Below are 21,292 nucleotides of genomic sequence, written 5' to 3'. Positions count from 1 at the left end.
ACCCCGGGGCGGCAACGCCAATGGCGGCGGCATGCCGCACCCGGTGCGGTATCGAGGGCAAGGGGCCGCACCTTTGCGCGAACCGGATTCCTGCTGTATGTAGTCGGCACCACGCACCACACGCACCGGAGACCGCCATGCCCGCGAACCACATCCCGTGCGCCCTCCGCACGCCCGTCGCCTTTGCCCCGCCCGGCCAGCCCTTTCCGCCGGGCACGGGCCGCATCCCCATGCCGCTGCTGCCCACCCTGCTGCGCGCCCTGCTGTTTGTCGCCCTGCTGGCGCTGCTGTCCGCCTGCGCCACGCCCACGCTGGCGGAGCCGGTTCCGGCCAGCGCGCCCTTCCCGGACATTCCCCTGGAAAACGCCGCCACGCCCGCCCAACTGGCCGCGCTGGGCCTTTCCGGCCAAGGGCCGTGGAAGCTCTCGGACATCCGCCCGGCCACCGGGAACAAGGCCCCGCTGGTGCTCATCGAGATCTTCAGCATGTACTGCCCGCACTGCCAGCGCGAGGCACCGCACATGAACCGCCTGGCCGAACTGCTGGCCGCCTCGCCCCTGAAGGACCGCATCACCGTCATCGGGGTGGGCGTGGGCAATACCCGCATGGAGGTGGACCTGTACCGCGAGCGCTACGGGGTCACCATCCCCCTGTTCGCCGACCCGGACCTGGCCGCGCACGAGCAGGTGGGCGAGCCCGGCACCCCGCATTTCTTCCTGGTTTCGCTGAAGGACCGCGCGGCCCCGGCCACGCTGTTCTCGCGCACCGGCCGCATGGCCTCGCCGCAAGCCTTCCTGGACGAGCTTTCCGCCATCGCCCGGCGCAACGACTGATGCCATCGGGCGGCCCCGCGTCGCCCCCCCACACCCACCGGATCCGCGCGAGGTAGCCGCCATGTTCCCCAAGACAGGACATCCCATGGCCAAGGCAACTTCAGGCAGGCGGCCCCCGGAAACGGGGCGGCCCGGCCCGCTCCCCGGCACCCTGCACCGTCGGCCCGCCCGCCTGCTGGCGGCGGCCCTGCTGGCGGTGGCCCTCCTTGTCTCCGCGCCCGGCCCGGCCCCGGCCGCCGTGCCCCAGGACCTGATCTACCCGGAAGCCCCCCGCAAGCCGGTGGACAGCGTGCTGAAGGTGGCCGTGGGCGATCCCGCCCCGGACTTCGCCCTGCCTGCCCTGCCCGGCCCCTACACGCCCAAGGACGGCCCCGGCGCCGGCTTGGTCCGCCTGTCCGATTTCCGGGGCAGGTACGCCGTGGTTATCTCCTTCGTGCCCGCCGCGTTCTCCCCGGTGTGTTCCGGACAGTGGCCGGGCTACAACATCGCCCGCGATGAATTCGAGCGGCGCGGCGCGGTGCTGCTGGGCATCACCACCGACAACCTGCCCTCGCTGTACGCCTGGACCCGCGAGATGGGCGAACGCGCCCCCGGTCCCGGCAGCGGTGAGGGTGGGAGGCATGGCGGGGAAGACGACGCCTCCGGCGGCACCGGCGTATGGTTCCCGGTGCTGTCCGACTTCTGGCCGCACGGCGCCGCGGCCGCGGCCTACGGCGTGCTGCGCGGCGACGGCAGGACGGAACGCGCCCTGTTCGTCATCGACAGGCAGGGCGTCATCCGGCACATTCACGTCGCGGACATCAACAAACGCCCCCCGCTGGACATCATACTGCGCGCGCTGGACGCCCTGCCCGCTCCCTAGCGCCTCCCAAGCCCCCCCAGGAGCACCAATGCCCCGCTACACCGGCTTCAACCACCTGGCCATGGTCACCGGCGACATGGAAACCACCGTGCGCTTCTGGCGCGACCTGCTCGGCATGCGCATCGTGGCCGGGCTCGGCCATCCCGGCTACCGCCAGTATTTCTTCGAGGTGTCCCCGGTGGACATGATCGCCTTCTTCGAATGGGACGGCGTGACCCCGGTGGAGGAAAAGGACCACGGCGCGCCCGTGCGCGGGGCCGTGGTGTTCGACCACGTCTCCGTGGGCGTGGCCTCGGACGACGACCTGTGGGAACTCAAGGACAGGCTGGAGGCCGCCGGGTTCTGGTGCTCGGAACTGGTGGACCACGGTTTCATCCACTCGCTGTACAGCTTCGACCCCAACGGGCTGGCCATCGAGTTTTCCGCACCGGTGCCCGGCGTGGATGTGCGCGCCGCCCCCCGCATGACCGACACCCATCCCGTCCCTGCCGCCCAGGAAGGGCCGGACCCCGTACCCGGCCACTGGCCCCCGGTGACAGCGCCCACGCCGCCAACGGACCGCCGGGTGTACCCCGGCGAAGGTGACGACTTCCTGCGGGGCAAGCGCAACGCCTGGGACACCCCGAAACGCGGCCCGGCGTGACGCCCGGCCGGGGCGCGCAACGGTTCCCCGGCACGGTGTCGCATGCCTTCGGCCTTCTCCGCCCGCGGGTATCGCATGCGCGCACTCTCCATTCCGGGAGCGCCGCAGCCCATTCGCCGCTTTCCTGCCGCGCCGGGGAGCGGCGTTGCGTTTTTACCTGCTTCCATATGGGCCCAGGTGCATCCCGTTACATGCAAAAAAATAATGGAATTGCACATCGCATGGTGGTAATGCAGTGAGTGTGCGCGTTGCGGAATGCTGTGGAACATGATGCTCACTTATGCTCACCTGTTCAACGGCGGATCATGCAACACCAGCAACCGCTTCCCGCATACGGAGTGCGACGATGCCGGCCGACGTGGCCCCATCGACGACGTTGCACCTCCGCCACCGCAAAGGAGAACCGAAATGGAAGAATATCTCAAGCAGGCCCTCGACATCGTGAAGGCTCAGGCCGGCGTCCGCATCATGACCGAGGAAGAGATCAGTTCCATGGTGCAGAAGATCGCGCAGGCCGTCCGCCAGATCAGCGAAGGCGTGCCCGCGGCGGAACAGGCCGCTCCCGAAGCGCCGCTGCCTGACGCCGCAAAGGCGTTGAAGGAAAAGTCCATCACCTGCCTGGAATGTGGCAAGACCTTCAAGATCCTGACCCGCAAGCACCTTGCCTCGCACGACCACACGCCCGACAGCTACCGGGACAAGTACGGTTACCGCAAGGACATGCCCCTGGTCTGCAAGTCGCTGCAACGTGAGCGCCGCAAGAAGATGAAGGACATGAAGCTGTGGGAAAAGCGCCGCAAGCAGGCGTAGGCCACGGCATCCCGCCCGCACGCCGCCTTTTCGGCCTCGCATGACGGATCCCGGACGCCCCGGTGGCACCTGCCGCCGGGGCGTCGTCGTTGCGCCGCGCCCGCGCCCGTCCCGCCCGTCCCGCCAGCGTCCGCCCGGAGGGAGCGCCACTCCTTCCCGCGCCAGTGGACACCCGGACACCGCGCGGATAGTGTCCGCTCACCGGCCATTCCTCCGCCTTGGCGGCGCGCCGCCGCCCGGCATTTCCGGCGCGGCGTCCCTCATGCACCCCTTTCGCCAGACACCGTCATGCCCGCACTCCGCACCGCGCCCGTCTCTTCCGCCACGCTGGCCCTGCTGCTGGCCATGCTGCTGTGGAGCAGTTCGTTCATCGCCATGAAGGTGGCCCTGGAAGGCTTCGACCCCATGGTGGTGGTGTTCGGGCGCATGGGCATTTCCTCGGCGGTGTTCCTGGCCCTGTGGCGCAACTTCCGCCACGTGCGCTACCGCAAGGGCGACTGGAAGCGCCTGGGGGCCATGGCCCTGTGCGAGCCATGCCTGTACTTCGTGTTCGAGGCGTACGCCCTGCGCTACACCTCGGCCTCGCAGGCGGGCATGATCGTTTCGGTGATGCCGCTGTGCGTGGCCGTGGCCGCCTGGATCGTGCTGGGCGAACGGCTGGCCCGCCGGGTGTGGTACGGCTTCGGCCTGGCCATCGTGGGGGTGGTCTGGCTGAGCCTGGGCGGGACCAGTTCCGAGAACGCGCCCAACCCGCTGCTGGGCAACCTGCTGGAACTGTGCGCCATGGTCAGCGCCACCGGGTACGTCATCAACGCCAAGAAGCTGTCCGCCACCTACCCGCCGCTGTTCATCACCGCCGTGCAGTCGCTGGCGGGCAGCGCGTTCTTTCTGCCGCTGCTGTTCCTGCCCACCACCCAACTGCCGGACGCCTTCCCGCTGCTGCCCGCCCTGTCCGTGGTCTATCTGGGCACGTGCATCTCGCTGGGCGCATACGGGCTGTACAACTTCGGCGTCAGCCGCCTGCCCGCCGGACAGGCCTCGGCGTTCATCAACCTGATCCCGGTGCTCACCCTGCTCATGGGCCGGGTGCTGCTGGGCGATGAACTGGCCCCGCAGCAGTACGCGGCATCCGGCCTGGTGCTGGTGGGCGTGCTGCTTTCGCAGGGCCGTGGCGCCACCGCGCCCGAAAAGGCCGCGCCCGAAAAGGCCGCGCCCGAAAAGACCACACCGGACGAGGCCGCGCCGCAGCCAGGCGCGGGACGGTAGCCCCTCCTCCTTCACCGGACGCAAAAAGGCCGCCCCCCACTCCGGGAGGCGGCCTTCTGCATGCCGGTGCTTTCTGATGGCTACGAGCGCTTCAGTTCCAGCGCCTTCTGGATCATGGTGTCCGCCGTCATGATCGACTTGGAGTTGGTCTGGAAGCCGCGCTGATAGATGATCATGTTCACGAATTCCCGCTCCATGGACACGTTGGACTGCTCCAGCGTCTTGGCGGCCACGGTGCCGTAGTTCTCGGTGTCGGGCAGGCCCTCTTCCGCCGCGCCGGACTCCCGCGTGGCCGAAAAGTGGTTCATGCCCTCGCGGCGCAGGCCGTCCTCGCTGGTGAAGCGGTACAGGGTGATGCGGTACAGATCTTCCTTCTGGCCGTTGCTGTAGCGCCCGGTGATGATGCCCTCGGAATTGATGTCGATGCCCGCCAGAAAGCCCTGCGCATAGCCGTTCTGGCTCGAACGCAACTCCGACGAACTGCCGCCGTAGGCAGTGGTGCTTGTGGCGGCCAACGTGACCCCGGCCATGCCCGCCAAGCTGGAGGCGTTGCTGCCCACCGCCGCCGGACTGCCCGCGCCCGCCGTCCACGCCCCGGAGGACGAGGACAGGCCAAGGTCCAAGCCGACCCTCTGCGTTCCCCCGCCGCCCGCGAAGGTGGCGGCGAACTGCGGCAACCCGTCCGCGCCGAACGAGGCCGGTGCCCAGTTGCCGAGGTTGGTGGCGTCGGCGCCCGTGGGCGTGTAGGCCGACATGTTCACCAACTGACCGGACGAATTGAAGGTCAGCGTGCCGGCCATCAGCAGCCCCGCCCCGGATGTCCCGGCCAGGGCCGAACCGTCGTGCGCCGGGTCCATGCCCACCACGAACTCGAAATACTTGTTGCCGCCGCTTTCTCCGGCCCCGTCGAAATAGATGGTCACGTCGTGGGCGTTGCCCGAGGCGTCGTAGACCTTGATGGACTGCTTGTACGAGTAGGCCGAGTCGCCAAGGGGGCTGTCCGCCGCGCCGTTCCACTTGGACAGCAGCGAAAAGAACGGATTGGCCGCGTCGGACGACTTGTCGCCCGAGCCCAGGTTGTTGATGGCCGTGATGGACGTGGTGGCCTTGGCGGGCATGATGTTGCGCCCGTTCTCGCCCGGCGGCAGGCTGATGCCGGTGGTGGCCCCCTCCACGCCGTCGAGGATGGGCCGCCCGTTGAGCACGAACCCGTTGGGGTCCACCAGGTTGCCGTCCTTGTCGAACCGGAAGTTGCCCGCGCGGGTGTAGTGGATCTTGTCGCCGGAGGTGACCTGGAAGAATCCCTTGCCGTTGATGGACAGGTCGGTGATGTCCGTGCCCGACTCGTATGGCCCCTGTCCGTACATGGTCCGGATGTCCGTAAGGCGCGACCCCAGACCCACCTGGCTGATGGAGGTGGATGCCGAGTTGCCCGTGCCCGCGTACTGGCTCATGAGGTCCTCGAACAGCGCCTGCTGCTGCTTGAACCCCACGGTATTGACGTTGGCCAGGTTGTTGCTGACCGCCTGCATGCCCTGCGACAGGGTCTTCATGCCGGAGGCACCGGAATAGAGGGCGCGTAACATGCGTGTCTCCTCGGGCGCGGAGTGCCCCGGCGCGTCCGCGTGCCGCCGCTCCTGCCGGAGCGCGGGCGCGCGGGGCCGGGGAAGATTCTTCCCTGAGGGGTCGCAAAGCACGAGCCGTGCCAGTGCAAAGCGGGGCGAAGCAACCTTGCGGAATGTAAAGACAGACGATCCGCCAATGCACCCGCCGGGCGGCAGAACCTGCCCCCTATCCGGCCCTGTCACCCATCCGGCCCTGTCTCCGGTTCGGCGGCACCCGGCACAACGCGGCAGGGCCGCGCGGCATATCGTCGCGCGGCCCTGAAATCCGTCATGCATGGGGAACCGGCCGGAAGCCCCGTTCCCGTTCCGCCGGTACCCGCTACCCGGCGATGCCGGTGCGGGCCTTCCACGAGATCACGGTGTTGACGAGCAGTTGGGCGATGGTCATGGGACCCACGCCGCCGGGCACCGGGGTCATGGCCGAGGCGATGCAACTGATGTCGTCGTACTTGCAGTCGCCCACCAGCCCTTCGTCGGTGCGGTGAATGCCCACGTCCACCACCACCGCGCCGGGCTTGACCATGTCCGAGGTGACCAGGCACGGCCGCCCCGCCGCCACGAACAGGAAGTCCGCCCGGCGGCATTCCTCAGCAAGGTCCGGCGTGCCGGAATGGCACACCGTCACCGTGGCGTTGGCGTGCTTGCCGGGCGCGCCCAGCATCAGCGCCAGCGGCTTGCCCACGATGTTGCTGCGCCCCACCACCACGGCCTTCTTGCCCGAGGGCGAAAGGCCGTAGCGCTCCAGCAGGGTCATCACCCCGGCCGGGGTGCACGGCCGGAAGCCCGGCAGCCCCAGCGCCAGACGCCCCATGTTCTCGGGATGGAAGCCGTCCACGTCCTTTTTCGGGCTGATGCGCTCCAGGCAGCGCTGGCTGTTCAACCCCCTGGGCAGCGGCAGTTGCAGCAGGATGCCGTCGATGTCCGCCCGCCCGTTCAGTTCGTCGATGAGCGCTTCCAGCGCTTCCTGCGTGGTGTCCGCAGGCAGGCGAAACGCCTCGGACCGGATGCCCGCCTCGTCGCAGCCGCGCTCCTTGTTGCGCACGTACACCTGCGAGGCCGGGTCGTCGCCCACCAGGATGACCGCCAGCCCCGGCGCGCGGCCCGCCGCCGCAAGCCCCGCCGCCACCTCTTCCTTCAGCTCCGCGCGAATGGCCGCAGCCGTCGCCTTGCCGTCGAGCAGCATCATGTGTCCAACCTCCCGAAATCCGGCGCGCGTGCGCGCCGCCTGTCCGATTCCGCTGCCCGGCGCCGTCACCGTCATCCGGCAGTCCGTCCCGGTCGCATCCGCCATGTAGCGCCGCCATGTACCTTTGCAGGAGAGCGGGCGGCGTTTCGAGATCGGGGCTCCGCCCCGTGCCCCGCCGGGGGAGCATGCTCCCCCGGACCCCCTGTTCAGGGGTGGGGAAAAACTTCCTGCGCGGTCGCCGGAACCCCAGGCCACCCCGCCCGAAAGCAAAAGGGAGGGAGCCCACGGCCCCCTCCCTGTCATCGCGCAACCGCGCGCTAGTCCTCGCCTTCTTCCTCGAAGCCGAAATGCGCGCTCATCATGGGCCCGAAGTAGATACCCGTGTCGTCCAGATCTTCCTCGATGCGCAGCAGCTGGTTGTACTTGGCCAGCCGGTCGCTGCGGCACAGCGAGCCGGTCTTGATCTGCCCGGCGTTCAGGCCCACGGCCAGGTCCGAAATGAAGTGGTCCTCGGTCTCGCCCGAACGGTGCGAGATCACCGTGGTGTACGCGGCCTGCTTGGCCATCTCGATGGTGTCCAGGGTCTCGGTCAGCGTACCGATCTGGTTCAGCTTGATGAGGATGGAGTTGGCCACGCCCTCGTCGATGCCCTCGGCCAGGATGTCCGGGTTGGTCACGAAGATGTCGTCGCCCACCAGCTGGATGGTGTCGCCCAGCTTGTAGGTCAGTTCGCGCCAGCCGTCCCAGTCGGCCTCGGCCAGGCCGTCCTCGATGGAGATCAGCGGGTAGCGCGCGGTGAACTCGCCCAGCCATTCCACCATCTCGGAATTGGACAGGCTCTTGTTCTCGCCCGTCAGCACGTACTTGCCGTCCTTGTAGAATTCGGACGCGGCGGCGTCGATGGCCAGCGCGATCTCGGAACCGGGAATGTAGCCCGCCTCCTCGATGGCTTTCATGATGTAGCGGAAGGCCTCGTCGTGGTTCTTCAGGTTGGGGGCGAAGCCGCCCTCGTCGCCCACGCTGGTCACGTGGCCGTCGGCGGCCAGCAGCGCCTTCAGGGTATGGAAGGTCTCGGCGCCCATGCGCAGCGCGTCGCGGAAGGTGGCCGCGCCGATGGGCATGATCATGAATTCCTGGATATCCAGATTGTTGGGCGCATGCGCGCCGCCGTTGATGATGTTCATCAGCGGCACGGGCAGCACCTTGGCGTTCACGCCGCCCAGGTACTGGTACAGCGGCAGGCCCAGAAAGCTGGACGCGGCGCGCGCGGTGGCCAGCGATACGCCCAGCATGGCGTTGGCGCCCAGGCGCGACTTGTTGTCGGTGCCGTCCAGGTCCAGAAGGGTGTTGTCCACCTGGACCTGGCGCAGGGAATCCAGCCCCACCACGGCTTCGGCGATTTCGCCCATTACGTGGTCCACGGCCTTTTCCACGCCCTTGCCCTTGTAGCGGCCCTTGTCGCCGTCGCGCATTTCCAGCGCTTCGCGGGTGCCGGTGGAGGCGCCGGAAGGCACGGCGGCGCGGCCGGTATGGCCCGATTCCAGGGAGACCTCCACCTCGACGGTGGGGTTCCCGCGGGAGTCAAGGATTTCCCTCGCCCAGACGGATACGATGGTGCTCATCTGCATCTCCTTGGTCCTTTCATGTTCGTCGGGTTTCGGTCGGAATGTCTGCAAATATCCATGCGCGATACGGCGCGCCGGAAGCCCTGGGGCCTGTCGCCGCTACCGCTCTTCACGTTCCAGATACAGCAACCGCAAGCCCTCCAGCAGAAGGTCGGGCCTGACGTGGTCGAAACAACGGCTCACCCGCGCGATGTCCCGGGCGAACCCGCCCGTGGCCACCACCTCGACGGGGCCGGGCAGCACGCCGCCAAGGCGGGCCAGCACGCCCTCGGTCATGGCGGCGAAGCCGAAAATGAAGCCGTGATTCAGGCTGGTGGCGGTGGACCGGCCGATGACCGGCGAATCCTCTTCCACCTCCAGGCTGATGCGCGGCAGCTTGGCCGTGCGCGACGACAACGCCCCGGCGGACGACAGCACGCCGGGACAGATCAAACCACCAAGATACGCCCCGCCCTCCACGCAGTCAAACGTGGTGGCCGTGCCAAAATCCACGGATACCAGCGACCTGGGGCCGGGGTACAGCCGCCGGGCTGCCCAGGCGGCCACCAGCCGGTCTGCCCCCACTTCCGCCGGGCGCTCGTAGCGGTTTTCCAGCGGGATGGCGATATCGCCGGGGGCGAACAGCAGCCTGCGGTACAGGTAGCGTTCGCAGGCGCGGCGGGCCAGCGGATCGAAGCTCGGCACCACCGAACTGGCCACGCAGGCCGCCACGTCGGCCGGGTCCAGCCCGGCGTGGCGCAGCACCTCCAGCAGGCGCAGGCCGATGGAGTCGGCCGTCTGGCCGGGGTCGGTGGGCAGCACGTACGAGGTCAGCACGGCGGTTTCCACCGCGATGCCGATCTTGACGTTGGTGTTGCCGATGTCGAACAGCAGGAAATGCTGGGTCATGCCGCTTCCGGTGTGTGGGGATGGCGCCTCTGGCGTACGGCGGCCCGAAGCGTCCGGGACAGCCTGGGACCGCCCACGGGAACGCTCGGGCCCGCCCGGCCCCTGCCGGGCACGGGCACGCCATACATGGGCGCAAGTGTAGCCTGTTCGGGCGGAAACGCAACCGTGGCGCGCCGCTTCGCCTACCTCAAAGCGGCCCGGATCGCAACGGTCGGCCGGGCCCGCCGGTGCCGACAGGGGGCGGACACGATCAGGCCCGTTTGCACGGCCCTTGCAGTACGAGGCGGACATACGGAAAAAACTTCCAGGAGGCCGCCATGACCACGGGCATCACCACCATTTCGCAGGATTCCTTCTCGCGCATCGACGCGCTGCTGGCCCGCGCCCGCGAGGCCACCGAGGCCAAGCGCTCCACGCTGGACGCCCCCGATGGTCAAGTCGGCCAAGCCGCCCAGTCCGCCGCCCAAGGAGGCCGGGTCGCCGACGCAGCCGAGGCCGATCGGGCGTACAGCGCGGTGATGGACATGCTGTCCGCTCCGTCCGGCGACGCGCACCGCTCGCTGGATCCGGAACGGGTGGCCCGCCTGCTGGACCTGTAGGCCGGGCACCCGTCCCCACGCCGCAGACGCGGGGCTTCCTTTTCCGGAACCATGACGGCACGACGCCCTCAGGCACGCGGGTCATCCTGCGTGCCTGAGGGCGTCGTGCCGTCGTGCCTGACGGGTTCCCGTCCCGTGCCCGGCTCTCCCCGTTTCGCGTCCAGTTCGGTCCAGTCCGGTCCGGTTCAGGCCGGGTCGGGCTCGCCCTTGCTGCGGGCCAGCGCCGTGTCGTGCGCCTGTCTGGCCTGTTCCTTGTCCGGGTCCACTTCCATGGCCTTGCGCAGGTGGCGCAGGGCACGCTTGGGTTCGCCCGCGTCCAGCATGGCCCTGCCCATGAGCAGGAACAGCCGGTGCTCGTTGCGGTAGAAGCCCGTGGCCTCGGTGAACGCCTCGTCGGCCTCGGCCACCTTCCTGTGTTCCAGCAGCCGCCTGCCGTGCAGCAGCAGCCTGTCCAGCTGCTGCTTGCGGGCGATGGCTTGGTCGTAGGTTTCCTGCTCCTGCTCGTCGCGCATGGACCGCAGGATGCGGACCAGCATGGCCAGCAGCTGCTTCTCGGCCCCCTTCTCGAAGACCAGGCCACGCGGCGAGATGGCCGTGGCCCGCGCCTTCACGTCCTCGTCGCGCGAGAGCATCTGCACCATCTCGCGCAGCGCGCCGTGCAGTTCGGTCAGGTCGCGCCCGACGATGCCCCCGTCCGCCAGGGGCTGCACGCCCGCGGCCGTGGCCGCCAGGGCGCGGGGCACGTCGTGCCTGTGAAAGTATGCCTTGGCTCGCGCCAGGTATTCGCGCGCCTGGCGCGCGTCGCCTTTGGGTGACACCGGGTTGCCTCCGCTGCGAGGGACGCCGCGCGCCCCGCCCGTTGTGCTCGACGCTGCGGCCATGCTATACCATGGGGCAAACAGCCCAAGGAGGCCACCATGGCGAAATATCTCTACCTCGACCAGGACGAATGCATGGCGTGCGAATCGTGCGTCGAACTCTGCCCCGAGGCGTTCAGAATGTCCAGCGCGGGCGAATATGCGGAAGTCATCGACCCGCAGACCACCGCAGAATGCGTGGAGGACGCCATTACCACCTGCCCGGTGGAATGTATCGAGTGGCGCGAGGAATAGCCCCGCGTCCGCTTCCGTCCCGTGGCGCCGCCCGCCGCATGCATTCCGGCGGCCGCCTCCCCTTTCGACCAGGTCCGGCACATTCCGTGCGGGCCGCGCTTCCTTGCCGGGAGGGCGGCCCGCAGACGCCTTGACCGTGGCCGGTCCCCCTCCGGCGCTGTTCCTGCCCGCCCTCCCTGGCCGGGCAGCCATCCCGCAAGCTCATCCGTGCGCCAGCGCACGGCGTGCCGCACCAGCGGCCCATGCCGCATCACGCTGAAACCGCATGGAAACGCATTCCGGCCCCCGGAAGAAGGCGGAAAAATCGTGTCCCGTCATTGACAATGAAAATCGTTTTCATTAAACAGGACAAAACGACGCGAGACTCGTCGGAAGGAGCCTCCCATGTGCGCAGCACTCATTGGCGGAATGGACAGACTGAAGCGCGACTACATCAATGCCGCCCTTGCCAACGGCGTGGACCTGAAGGTGTTCACGGGCAAGGAGAACCGCATCGCCGACAAGCTCGGCCAAGCGGACCTGGTCATCGTGTTCACCAACAAGATCTCGCACGCTGCCAAGCGCGAGGTGGTGCAGCACGCCAAGGCCAACAGCATTCCCGTGCAGATGCTGCACAGCTGCGGCGTTTCCACGCTGCGCCAGGCCCTGGAGACCACCAACTGATTTTCGAGCACGACGACGCCACCGCCGCGGAGCCCCGGCACTCACCCGCGAAGCACGCGGATGCGACCGCCCGGCGCATCCCGGCCGGGGCCCTGCGGCGGCGTCAGCCGTGACGACCGGATGCGCACGGATGCGCCCAGATGCACCCTGATGCGCTTGGACGCGCACGGATGTGTACTGACACGCCCGGATGCGACTGACACGTACCGGCACGCACGCCACGCACCGCTTCACACTCCCACGACAAGGACACCACCCATGTGCGCAGCAAGCCGGATCGGCGCCTTGAACAGGCAGGGCATGCAGGCCCTTTCGGAAGGCAACCTCGCCAACGCGGACTTCCTGCTCTCGCAGGCCCTGCGCCAGGCCATGGCCTTGGGGCTCACCGGTTTCGAGGCCAAGATCCGCAACAACCTGGGGCTGGTCTGCCGCCTGCGCGGGCGCATCGACGACGCCGTGGCCCATTTCTCGGCCGCCCTGGCCCACCTGGAAACCAAGGTGGGCACCCGGCACCGCGTCTACGCAGCCATTGCCGGCAATCTGGACGCCGCCCGCGCCGAGGCCGAGGCCCGCGTCCTGCAGTAGGGGCCACGGCCCCGTTCCCCCCTCCGCCGCCCATCCGCCACCGCCCATTCAGCATCGCCCATTCAGCATCGCCATGACGCATGGCCCGCGCATGCGCCACGTTTGCCGCGTACAGCGTCACGCCGCGACGCAACAGTCATCGTCTCCTCCCCGCACAGCCACCCTCTCCTCCCCGCGACGGGAGCGGCGTTTCCCGGCCTCATGCGTGAAACGCGCGCCTTGGCACTGGACGGCCCCCGGCCGTTTCCAGTAGGTTGTGCAATGCGCCGCCACCGCCCCGCCCCATCCCTCCAGATCGCGGCGCGCGCGCCCTACCGTCAAGGAGCCATACCATGAGCAGCGGCATCGAAGTCGCAAAGCCCTTCGTCGCGGCCACCATCAACGTGCTGTCCACCATGGCGGGCATCACCCCCACGGCCGGCGCGCCCTACGTGAAGAAGAACAACGTGGCCAAGGGCGACGTGTCGGCCGTCATCGGCATCACCGGGTACAAGAACGGCACCATCTCGGTGACCTTTACCAAGAAGTGCGCCATCGCCCTGGTCAAGGCCATGCTGGGCGACGACATCCAGGACATCGTGCAGGACATCAAGGACGCCGTGGGCGAGGTGACCAACATGATCTCCGGCCAGGCCCGCGCCGGTCTTGCCGAGATGGGCATGACCTTCCAGGGGGCCACCCCCTCGGTGATCATGGGCGACGGGCACACCATCAGCCACATCACCAAGGCGCCCATCATCGCCATTCCCTTCGGCACGCCCCACGGCGACTTCACCGTGGAGTTCTGCTTCGAGTAGCGCCGCCCATCGTGCCCGGATCACGCCCGACCGTCCCGGACCGCGCCGGGCTGCCCCAGGCTCTCACGGACCGCGTGACCCGCGTGCGGGAACGCACGAGGGTTTTCCACCGTCCCTGCGTCCACACTCCCCTGCCCCGCTGTGCACGGCGCCGCCGCATCCCCGGCGGCGCATGTTTTTCCACAGCATGGCCTCCACAGCCCATCACGCCGGAATCAGGGGCAATCGCCACCACGGATGGCGCCGCTCCGGGGGACTGCCCGCCAACCCCGCGCCCCGTGCGGATTGCCCGGTGCGGGGCCTGTGAAAAGACGAAAACCCAGGCCCGCGCGGGGCGGGGCCAAGGCCGGAAAACCGGAAAAAATAGCCCGGTATTCCACCCCCTAACAGGTTAAGGACTGGCTTTTCCAAAACACCCCACTATACAAAAAAATGGGGGTGCAGTAGGCTTCGGTTCGAACTAACCCGCCGGGTTAAAAATTTACTAGACACTTTCTTGACGGCGCGGAGCACCGCAACGCCCCCGCGAACGCGCCGTCAGGAGGGCCAGTCATGTTTCCGGGCACTCGCCGCCCCGGACTAAGGATACTTCCCGTCATGTCCTCCGCATGGAACCACGTGCATGGCTTCGAACGCCTGAGCCTCTGCGACTGGCCCGGCTACAGCAGCTGCGTCATCTTTCTGGGCGGCTGCAACATGCGCTGCCCCACCTGCCACAACTGGCAACTGGCCTGGCATGCCGACACCCTGCCCGTGCTTTCGCGCGTCGCCATGGAATCCTACATCGAAGCCCGCCGCCATTGGCTGGACGGCGTGGTCGTGACCGGGGGGGAAGCGACCATGGTCGAGGGCTTCGCAGACCTGCTCCGCGACCTGCGCCGTTTCGGCCTGCCCGTGAAGGTGGACAGCAACGGCCTGCGCCCCGACGTGGTGGAACTGCTGCTGCGCGACGGCCTGGCCGACGCCTTCTCCATCGACGTCAAGGGACCCTTCGCCCTCTACCCGCGCCTGTCCGGCTCCACCACCAGCCCGGACGAGGCCCGCGCCGCGCTTTCGCGCGTCTTCGCGCTGGCAAAGGCGCAGCCCGACGCGTTCATGTTCCGCCTCACCCGCGTTCCCGTGCTTTCCGATGCCGACGTGGAAGCGGCCCGCCGCCAGCTTCCCGCCGGTTTCGAACTGAAGATACAGGAGTACGTGCCCCCCCGGAGGAAGCATGCCGAAGCAGATTCTGAAACGCGACGGACGGCTGGAGACGTGGTCCACGGACCGCATCGCGGAAGCCATCCTGAAGGCCCTGAAAGCAAACGGCATTAAGGACCCGCTGCTCTCCAGGCGCATCGCCCACAGGGTGGAGCAAAAGCTCGCGGACTGCGAGATTCCCGAGCAGGAACAGGTGCAGGACACCGTGGAACAGGTGCTGATGGAATCGCGCCTGTACGCGGTGGCCAAGCGGTACATCATTTACCGCGAAACCCGCCGCACCCTGCGCGAGCAGAAGGCCGCCTTCCTCGACATCTCCGAGACCATCGACAACTACCTCACCAAGGCCGACTGGCGCGTGAACGAGAACGCCAACATGACGCACTCGTTCCAGGGCCTGATGCTGCACCTTTCCGGTACGTTGCAGGCCAAGTACGCGCTGGAGAAGTACCCCGAGGAAGTGCGCCAGGCTCACGACCACGGCTACTTCCACATCCACGACCTGTCCTTCGGCCTTGCGGGGTACTGCGCGGGCTGGAGCCTGCGCGACCTGTTGCTGGAAGGGTTCAACCTCGAAAACCGGTCCAGCGCCGGTCCCGCAAGACATCTGGACACCGCCATGGGCCAGATGATCAATTTCCTCGGCACGTTGCAGAACGAGTGGGCGGGGGCGCAGGCGTTCAACAACGTGGACACCTACCTCGCCCCCTTCGTGCGCAACGACGGCCTGACCTACAAGCAGGTGCGCCAGGCCATGCAGAAGTTCGTGTTCAACCTGAACACGACGTCGCGCTGGGGCGGCCAGAGCCCGTTCACCAACCTGACCTTCGACCTGGTGCCGCCCAAGCACATCGCCACCGAGCCCATCATCATCGGCGGCGAATACAAGGATTCGGTCTACGGCGACTACGCGCCGGAAATGGAAATGCTGAACCGCGCCTTCCTGGAAGTGATGCTGGACGGCGACTTCCACGGCCGCATCTTCTCCTTCCCCATTCCCACGTACAACGTCACCAAGGACTTTCCGTGGGATTCGGAGATCGGCGACCTGCTGCTGAAGCTCACCGCCAAGTACGGCGCGCCCTACTTCCAGAACTTCATCAATTCCAACCTCAACCCCGAGGACGTGCGCTCCATGTGCTGCCGGTTGCAGATGGACCTGCGGCAGTTGCGCAACAAGGTGGGGGGGCTGTTCGGCGCGGGCGACCTGACCGGGTCCATCGGCGTGGTCACCCTGAACCTGCCCAAGCTGGCCTACCTTGCCCAGGGGGAAGAGGACTTCCTGGACATGGTGACCGAATACGCGGAACTGGCCCGCGATTCGCTGGAGTTCAAGCGCAAGCTGGTCACCGCCAACCTGGAGCGCGGCATGTTCCCGTGGTCGCGCCGGTACCTCAAGAACGGCTTTGCCGGGCACTTCGCCACCATCGGCCTGGTGGGCGGTCATGAAGCCTGCCTGAACCTGCTGGGCAAGGGCATCGAGACCGAGGCGGGCGTACGGCTGATGCAGCGCACCCTGAACCACCTGCGCAACCTCACCGCGCGCTTTCAGGAAGAGACGGGCAACCTCTACAACCTCGAAGCGACCCCGGCCGAAGGCACCAGCTACCGCCTGGCCAAGATCGACAAGGCGCTGTACTCGGAAATCCGCGCCTCGGGCAACGGCACCCCGTACTACACCAACTCCACCGCCCTGCCCGTGGGCATGACCGAGGACGTGTTCGCCGCGCTGGACCACCAGAACAAGCTGCAACCGCTGTACACCGGCGGTTCGGTGTTCCACACCTACCTGGGCGAATCCGTGGCCGACACCGAGGCCCTCAAGAAGTTCATCATCAAGGCCTTCTCCCAGACGCGCCTGCCGTACCTTTCCGTCACCCCCACCTTCTCGGTGTGCAAGGACCACGGCTACCTGCAGGGCGAACAGCACCAGTGCCCCGACTGCGGCCAGGACACGGAAGTGTACACCCGCATCGTGGGCTACTACCGCCCCGTGTCCCAGTGGAACAAGGGCAAGCAGGTCGAATACGACGACCGGGTCTGCTACAACGGGTTCTAGAGACTGGAAAATCCGCGGGGGAAGGGACCCTTTGAAAAGGGTCTCCTTCCCCCGTACCCCCATCCCCCCAAACTTTTCAATGGGGGGTGTTTTGTTTCTGGTATCCGCCGATACCGCGCACCACGCTGGCAACTACTCCATCACCGTACCAGGCAGCACGACAGATACACACACCACCTATCCGGGCCAGTCCCGCCAAACCCGACGCACCGTCACCCACCGCCATGCCCGACCATACCTTCGACTTCGACCATGCCCCCGACCGGCGCAACACCGGCAGCCTGAAATGGGACGACATGGGGCGCATGTTCAACCTTTCCCCGGCTGAAGCCGCCACCGCCATCCCCCTGTGGGTGGCGGACATGGACTTTCCCTCGCCCCCGGCGGTGCGCGAGGCCGTGGCCCGGCTCGCCGACCTCGGCGTGTTCGGCTACCCGGCGGAGGGTATCGCCTGCCGCGAGGCCGTGGCCGCGTGGCTCTCCGCCCGGCACGGCTGGACCGTGAACCCGCGCCACCTGCTGCCCGTGCCCACGGTGGTGGCCGCGCTGTGCCTGGCGGTGCGCCTGTTCGCCCGGCCCGGCGACGGCGTGGTCGTCCAGACGCCCGTGTACCCGCCCTTCTACGCGGCGGTGCGCGACGCGGGCTGCCGGGTGCTGGCCAACCCGCTGGCCCTCGCCACGGACGCCGACGGCAATCCCTTGTACGAAATGGATTTCGACGCGCTGGATACGGCCCTTGCCGACGGCGGGCGCGGGGCCAGGGTGCTGCTGCTGTGCAGCCCGCACAACCCCGGCGGCCGGGTGTGGACCCGCGCGGAACTCACCCGGGTGGCCGAACTGTGCCTGAAGCACGGCACGCTCATGGTCAGCGACGAAATCCACCACGACCTGCTGCTGCCCGGCCACGCGCACACCGTGCTGGCCAGCCTGTCGCCGGAAGTGGCCGGGCGCACCATCACCGCCGTCTCCGCCGCCAAGACCTTCAACGTGCCCGGCGCGGGCCTGGGCCACGTGATCATCGAGGACGACACCCTGCGCCGCGCCTTCCGCGCGGAACTCACCGGCCTCGGCATCCGCCACCCCAACATGTTCGGGCTGGCCACCACCGAGGCCGCCTGCCGCCACGGCGGCCCCTGGCTGGACGCGCTGATGGACTACGTCGCGGGCAACGCCGCGCTGGTGCGCGACGTACTGGGACAACACCTGTCCGCAGTCCGCGTCATGCAGCCGCAGGGTACCTACCTGTCGTGGGTGGACTTTCGCCCACTCGGCCTTGCGGAGGCCGACCTGCTGCATCGCGTGCGCCACGAGGCGGGCGTGGTGCCCAGCCCCGGCTCCAGCTTCGGCCCGAACGGCGACGGCTGGCTGCGCCTGAACCTGGGCTGCCCGCGCTCCCTGCTGCGCACTGCGCTTGAGCGCATGGTGGATGTGTTGGTGAAGTAGCTGACAGTTCCCGGCTCCTGCCCCCCCACACGCCCCCCAAAAAACAGCAAAATCCTCCGGAACTATCCGGAGGATTTTGCTGTTTCTCTCACCGCCCCAACGGGCGCAGTGGCGACTTACGCCGGCAGATGCCGCTCAAGGTTCCGAATGGCGGCGCGCACCTTCGCATCGGGATAGGTATCGCCTTTCCATGCCTTGAACTGCTTCAGGATGGCGTCCTCGGTGACGTCCTCGGCCGCGGCCTTGAGCGCGTTCCGGCAGTACAGCGCAGTGCCGTAGATTTCCATCTCGTCGAAGCCCGGCGCGTTCTTGCCAAGTATGGCGTCGTACAGGGCTGTCACGCACGTGCGAATGCGCGTCTTGTCGTCCGCCCGCAGGTTCGGGCGCTCGGGGAGTTCGCGCACCTCGTACGTCTTGTCGTCCTTCTTCGCCAGGTTGTCCCAGAAGGCGAGGTCTTCAAGGCAACGCGACAGCTCGCCCGAATACGGACCGTAGGTATAGGGGTGGAACCGCAATCCCAGCGACACGCCCCACGCCGTCAGGAAATACGCGGTCTTCTGGATGTTGATCTTGGTCAACTCCACGCCGTGTTCCTGCATGACGTCCAGCAGTTCGCAGACTATCTGCCGATTCAGGTCAGCCATGTCCTGCTCCTTCTAGCACGCTTTGCCGCAGGTCTTCCTGACCAGTTCTTCTGCCATGGTCCTGTGCGATTCGGTAGTATAAATCCGGTAGATTGTCACCGGGCGAAGGGCGGAGAGAATAGGTGAATAGGACATGATGTCAACGAGGCCGGCGTCCTTTGTCCGGACATAGATCGTTTCCTGGCTTGGCCGGGATTCGTTTCCCTCGTCGTCGGAGACCGCCAGCTTGGACACCTGTTCCGTTTTCATCCAGTGGAAAAAGTCCTCGTCCGCGCGCAACCCCGCCGCCTTCAGCTGATCGAGAATGGCCTTGTAGGCTTCTTCGGCCCCGGTCACGGTGCTGGTCGTATCGTACACGGGGCAAAGATGCCCGCCGCGCAGCAGCATCTTCGCCCAGGGGTTGCCTGCGCGCGCTTCCCGCTTGATATGGCCGAAGATCGTGTAGTCGTCGAACCACTCGAATTTTTCCAGGTCGACGCGGGTGAACACACCGTTCGCCCAGTCGAGATCAAGCTGCGCGTCTTCCCACGCAGGCAGGAATTCCCTGAAAAAACGTTTCAGGACAAGGTCATATCCCGTACGGGTACGGTGATACGGAACCTGCATGTTGTAATGATACCGCGCCATCAGGAACGCTTCGACAACGAACACGTCACGCTCGTTGACGAACAGCTTGAGCAGGCCGTCCTGCCGCGTGGCCCCGAACGCCTGCATGTAGCGCGCCACGTCGTATTCGCCGTACTTCACCCCGCACGCGTGGGAATCGCGCATCAGGTAATCGGCACGGTCCGCATCCAGATGTCCGGAAATGATCTGGTGCAGCAACTGATATTTCGCAAGGAACTGGTCCGACAGAATGCCGATGACCGGGGTGGCGTGCTCGTCCAGCACGTCCCCTATGGGGGCGTGGTTCTCTATGATGTACCGCCCCAAATGCTCGTGCTTGAGCGGGGTGAGGATCATGTCCTCCGCTGCATGGGAGAAAGCCACGTGCCCTATGTCATGCAACAGGGCGGCAAACCGCAGCCTTTTCAGGTTGTTGATCTGGTCACCCTGATCAAGTCCCATATCGGCGGCCGAGTTGCCGACGATCCCGGTGAATATCTGCGTCGCGCAGTGCATGGCCCCCAGCGAATGGACGAAGCGCGAATGCTCGGCGGCCGGGTACACGTACTTGGTCAGCGCAAGCTGCCCCACCCGGCGCAAGCGCTGGAAGATCGGCGTATCGACGATCTTTCGCTCTTCTTCCGTAAGATACACATACCCGTACAACGGGTCGCGTATCTTGCGCCTGGCGCCGAGGGCTTGTTGCCAATCCCGCATGATTCTCCTCCGGCGGCGGAACGCGCCGCCGCCCGTAATCCCATGCCATCCCTGGTGGCCGCTCCGGAGCCTACACCCGCCCTTCCTCCACGCCGTGGCAGGCCACCAGCGAACCGTTTTCAAGCTGGCGGGCTTTCGGCACTTCCCGTGTACACCGTTCGTTGGCGTGCGGACACCGGCCGTGGAACACGCAGCCCGAGGGCAGGTTGATGGGGGTGGGCACGTCGCCGGAGAGCTTGATGTGCGCGGCGGCCTTGCCGCCGATGCGCGGGATGGCCGACAGCAGGGCCTGGGTGTACGGGTGGCGCGGGGCGCCGAACAGGTCGGCGGCGCTGGCCAGTTCGCACAGGCTGCCCAGGTACATGACGGCCACGCGGGTGGAGATGTGCTCCACCACGGACAGGTCGTGGCTGATGAACAGGTAGGTCAGGTTGCGTTGCTCCTGCATGTCCATCATCAGGTTCAGCACCTGCGCCTGGATGGACACGTCCAGCGCCGAGATGGGCTCGTCGGCCACGATGAACTCGGGGTCCACCACCAGGGCGCGGGCGATGGAGATGCGCTGGCGCTGCCCGCCGGAGAATTCGTGCGGGTAGCGCACGCCCCACAGCGGGTTCACGCCCACCTGCTCCATGACGGCGGCCACGCGGGCGCGCACGTCGGCGTCGGAAATGCCGGGGTTGTGGAAGCGCACCGGCTCTTCCAGTATCTCGCGCACCTTCATGCGCGGGTTCAGCGAGGCGTAGGGGTCCTGAAAGACCATCTGCATGCGGGTGCGGTAGGGCAGCATGCCCGCGTCGCTCAGGTTGTCGATGCGCTCGCCCCGGTACAGGATCTCGCCGCCGGTGGCCCGGTACAGGCCGATGACCGTGCGCGCCAGGGTGGACTTGCCGCAACCCGACTCGCCCACCACGCTCAGGGTTTCGCCGGGCAGGATGTCGAAGCTCACGTCGTTGACGGCGTGCACCACGGTGCGCTTGCGGGTGATGCGCCCGCCCGACAGGCGCAGCTGGTCCAGCAGCCCGCCGGAGATGTCGAAGTGCTTGACGACGTTGCGCAGCGAAAGCAGTGCGGTGTTCTGATTGGTCATTCCGACGTTCCCCATAGGGGTTGTTTCCAAATTAGGATTT

General features: G+C 67.2%; 21 protein-coding genes. 13 read left to right on the top strand and 8 right to left on the bottom strand.

Features of this window, described 5'->3' with window-relative positions:
• The first annotated feature begins 137 nt into the window (after positions 1-137).
• From V6B97_RS00220 to V6B97_RS00200, 5 genes are all read left to right on the top strand, one after another.
• Positions 138-833, top strand: a complete 696-nt coding sequence (locus V6B97_RS00220; RefSeq protein WP_333504479.1) for a TlpA disulfide reductase family protein — start codon at positions 138-140, stop codon at positions 831-833.
• An 85-nt stretch (positions 834-918) separates the two neighbouring features.
• Positions 919-1,695, top strand: coding sequence for a redoxin domain-containing protein (locus V6B97_RS00215; RefSeq protein ID WP_333504478.1), 777 nt, complete (start codon positions 919-921; stop codon positions 1,693-1,695).
• Positions 1,696-1,723: 28 nt separating this feature from the next.
• Positions 1,724-2,338, top strand: a complete 615-nt coding sequence (locus tag V6B97_RS00210; protein WP_333504477.1) for a VOC family protein — start codon at positions 1,724-1,726, stop codon at positions 2,336-2,338.
• 408 nt (positions 2,339-2,746) lie between these two features.
• Entirely contained in the window at positions 2,747-3,148 is a 402-nt protein-coding gene (locus V6B97_RS00205; RefSeq protein WP_333504476.1) for a MucR family transcriptional regulator, read from the top strand.
• A 288-nt stretch (positions 3,149-3,436) separates the two neighbouring features.
• Entirely contained in the window at positions 3,437-4,414 is a 978-nt protein-coding gene (locus V6B97_RS00200) for a DMT family transporter (protein WP_333504475.1), read from the top strand.
• Positions 4,415-4,494: 80 nt separating this feature from the next.
• On the opposite strand, the gene V6B97_RS00195 is transcribed toward V6B97_RS00200, so the two are convergent.
• The 4 genes from V6B97_RS00195 to V6B97_RS00180 form a co-directional block, all read right to left on the bottom strand.
• Positions 4,495-6,000: a flagellar hook protein FlgE gene (locus V6B97_RS00195; protein WP_333504474.1), complete on the bottom strand. Its 1,506-nt coding sequence runs from the start codon at positions 5,998-6,000 to the stop codon at positions 4,495-4,497.
• A gap of 358 nt (positions 6,001-6,358) precedes the next feature.
• Positions 6,359-7,225: a bifunctional methylenetetrahydrofolate dehydrogenase/methenyltetrahydrofolate cyclohydrolase FolD gene (gene folD / locus V6B97_RS00190; protein ID WP_333504473.1), complete on the bottom strand. Its 867-nt coding sequence runs from the start codon at positions 7,223-7,225 to the stop codon at positions 6,359-6,361.
• A 317-nt stretch (positions 7,226-7,542) separates the two neighbouring features.
• Positions 7,543-8,847: a phosphopyruvate hydratase gene (eno, locus tag V6B97_RS00185; RefSeq protein ID WP_333504472.1), complete on the bottom strand. Its 1,305-nt coding sequence runs from the start codon at positions 8,845-8,847 to the stop codon at positions 7,543-7,545.
• Positions 8,848-8,949: 102 nt separating this feature from the next.
• The gene (locus tag V6B97_RS00180) at positions 8,950-9,738 is read right to left on the bottom strand and encodes a type III pantothenate kinase (protein ID WP_333504471.1); all 789 of its coding nucleotides are present in this window, start codon (positions 9,736-9,738) and stop codon (positions 8,950-8,952) included.
• Between the two features lie 317 nt (positions 9,739-10,055).
• Here V6B97_RS00180 and V6B97_RS00175 point away from each other — a divergent pair, with 317 nt between their 5' ends.
• On the top strand, positions 10,056-10,337 hold the full coding sequence (locus V6B97_RS00175; RefSeq protein ID WP_333504470.1) for a hypothetical protein: 282 nt from the start codon (positions 10,056-10,058) through the stop codon (positions 10,335-10,337).
• A gap of 185 nt (positions 10,338-10,522) precedes the next feature.
• Here V6B97_RS00175 and V6B97_RS00170 read toward each other — a convergent pair whose 3' ends face one another.
• Positions 10,523-11,155 (bottom strand): hypothetical protein, encoded by a 633-nt coding sequence (locus tag V6B97_RS00170; RefSeq protein WP_333504469.1) that lies wholly within the window; start codon positions 11,153-11,155, stop codon positions 10,523-10,525.
• 99 nt (positions 11,156-11,254) lie between these two features.
• On the opposite strand from V6B97_RS00170, the gene V6B97_RS00165 reads away from it, so the two are divergent.
• From V6B97_RS00165 to V6B97_RS00135, 7 genes are all read left to right on the top strand, one after another.
• Positions 11,255-11,449, top strand: a complete 195-nt coding sequence (locus tag V6B97_RS00165) for a ferredoxin (protein WP_333504468.1) — start codon at positions 11,255-11,257, stop codon at positions 11,447-11,449.
• 384 nt (positions 11,450-11,833) lie between these two features.
• Positions 11,834-12,112: a DUF2325 domain-containing protein gene (locus tag V6B97_RS00160; RefSeq protein WP_333504467.1), complete on the top strand. Its 279-nt coding sequence runs from the start codon at positions 11,834-11,836 to the stop codon at positions 12,110-12,112.
• A gap of 258 nt (positions 12,113-12,370) precedes the next feature.
• Positions 12,371-12,697 carry a tetratricopeptide repeat protein gene (locus tag V6B97_RS00155; protein ID WP_333504466.1) on the top strand — a complete coding sequence of 109 codons (327 nt, stop codon included), beginning with the start codon at positions 12,371-12,373 and terminating at the stop codon, positions 12,695-12,697.
• A gap of 332 nt (positions 12,698-13,029) precedes the next feature.
• The gene (locus V6B97_RS00150) at positions 13,030-13,494 is read left to right on the top strand and encodes a chemotaxis protein CheX (protein ID WP_035067211.1); all 465 of its coding nucleotides are present in this window, start codon (positions 13,030-13,032) and stop codon (positions 13,492-13,494) included.
• A gap of 597 nt (positions 13,495-14,091) precedes the next feature.
• Entirely contained in the window at positions 14,092-14,808 is a 717-nt protein-coding gene (locus V6B97_RS00145; protein ID WP_333504465.1) for an anaerobic ribonucleoside-triphosphate reductase activating protein, read from the top strand.
• The gene (locus V6B97_RS00140; protein ID WP_333504464.1) at positions 14,708-16,753 is read left to right on the top strand and encodes a ribonucleoside triphosphate reductase; all 2,046 of its coding nucleotides are present in this window, start codon (positions 14,708-14,710) and stop codon (positions 16,751-16,753) included. The genes V6B97_RS00145 and V6B97_RS00140 overlap by 101 nt, the downstream gene beginning before the upstream one ends.
• Before the next feature lie 224 nt (positions 16,754-16,977).
• Positions 16,978-18,195 carry a MalY/PatB family protein gene (locus V6B97_RS00135; protein WP_333504463.1) on the top strand — a complete coding sequence of 406 codons (1,218 nt, stop codon included), beginning with the start codon at positions 16,978-16,980 and terminating at the stop codon, positions 18,193-18,195.
• 116 nt (positions 18,196-18,311) lie between these two features.
• Here V6B97_RS00135 and V6B97_RS00130 read toward each other — a convergent pair whose 3' ends face one another.
• From V6B97_RS00130 to V6B97_RS00120, 3 genes are all read right to left on the bottom strand, one after another.
• Positions 18,312-18,839, bottom strand: coding sequence for a hypothetical protein (locus V6B97_RS00130; RefSeq protein ID WP_333504462.1), 528 nt, complete (start codon positions 18,837-18,839; stop codon positions 18,312-18,314).
• A gap of 12 nt (positions 18,840-18,851) precedes the next feature.
• Positions 18,852-20,162 (bottom strand): HD domain-containing protein, encoded by a 1,311-nt coding sequence (locus V6B97_RS00125; protein ID WP_333504461.1) that lies wholly within the window; start codon positions 20,160-20,162, stop codon positions 18,852-18,854.
• A 70-nt stretch (positions 20,163-20,232) separates the two neighbouring features.
• The gene (locus tag V6B97_RS00120; protein ID WP_333504460.1) at positions 20,233-21,252 is read right to left on the bottom strand and encodes an ABC transporter ATP-binding protein; all 1,020 of its coding nucleotides are present in this window, start codon (positions 21,250-21,252) and stop codon (positions 20,233-20,235) included.
• Positions 21,253-21,292: the final 40 nt, after the last annotated feature.

Origin of the sequence: Nitratidesulfovibrio sp. 1201_IL3209 (assembly GCF_036763125.1) — a bacterium.
In the GTDB taxonomy this organism is placed as follows: Bacteria; Desulfobacterota; Desulfovibrionia; order Desulfovibrionales; family Desulfovibrionaceae; genus Cupidesulfovibrio.
The sequence above is the reverse complement of the archived record's forward strand: the minus strand, read 5'-3'. Positions and strand labels throughout refer to the sequence as shown.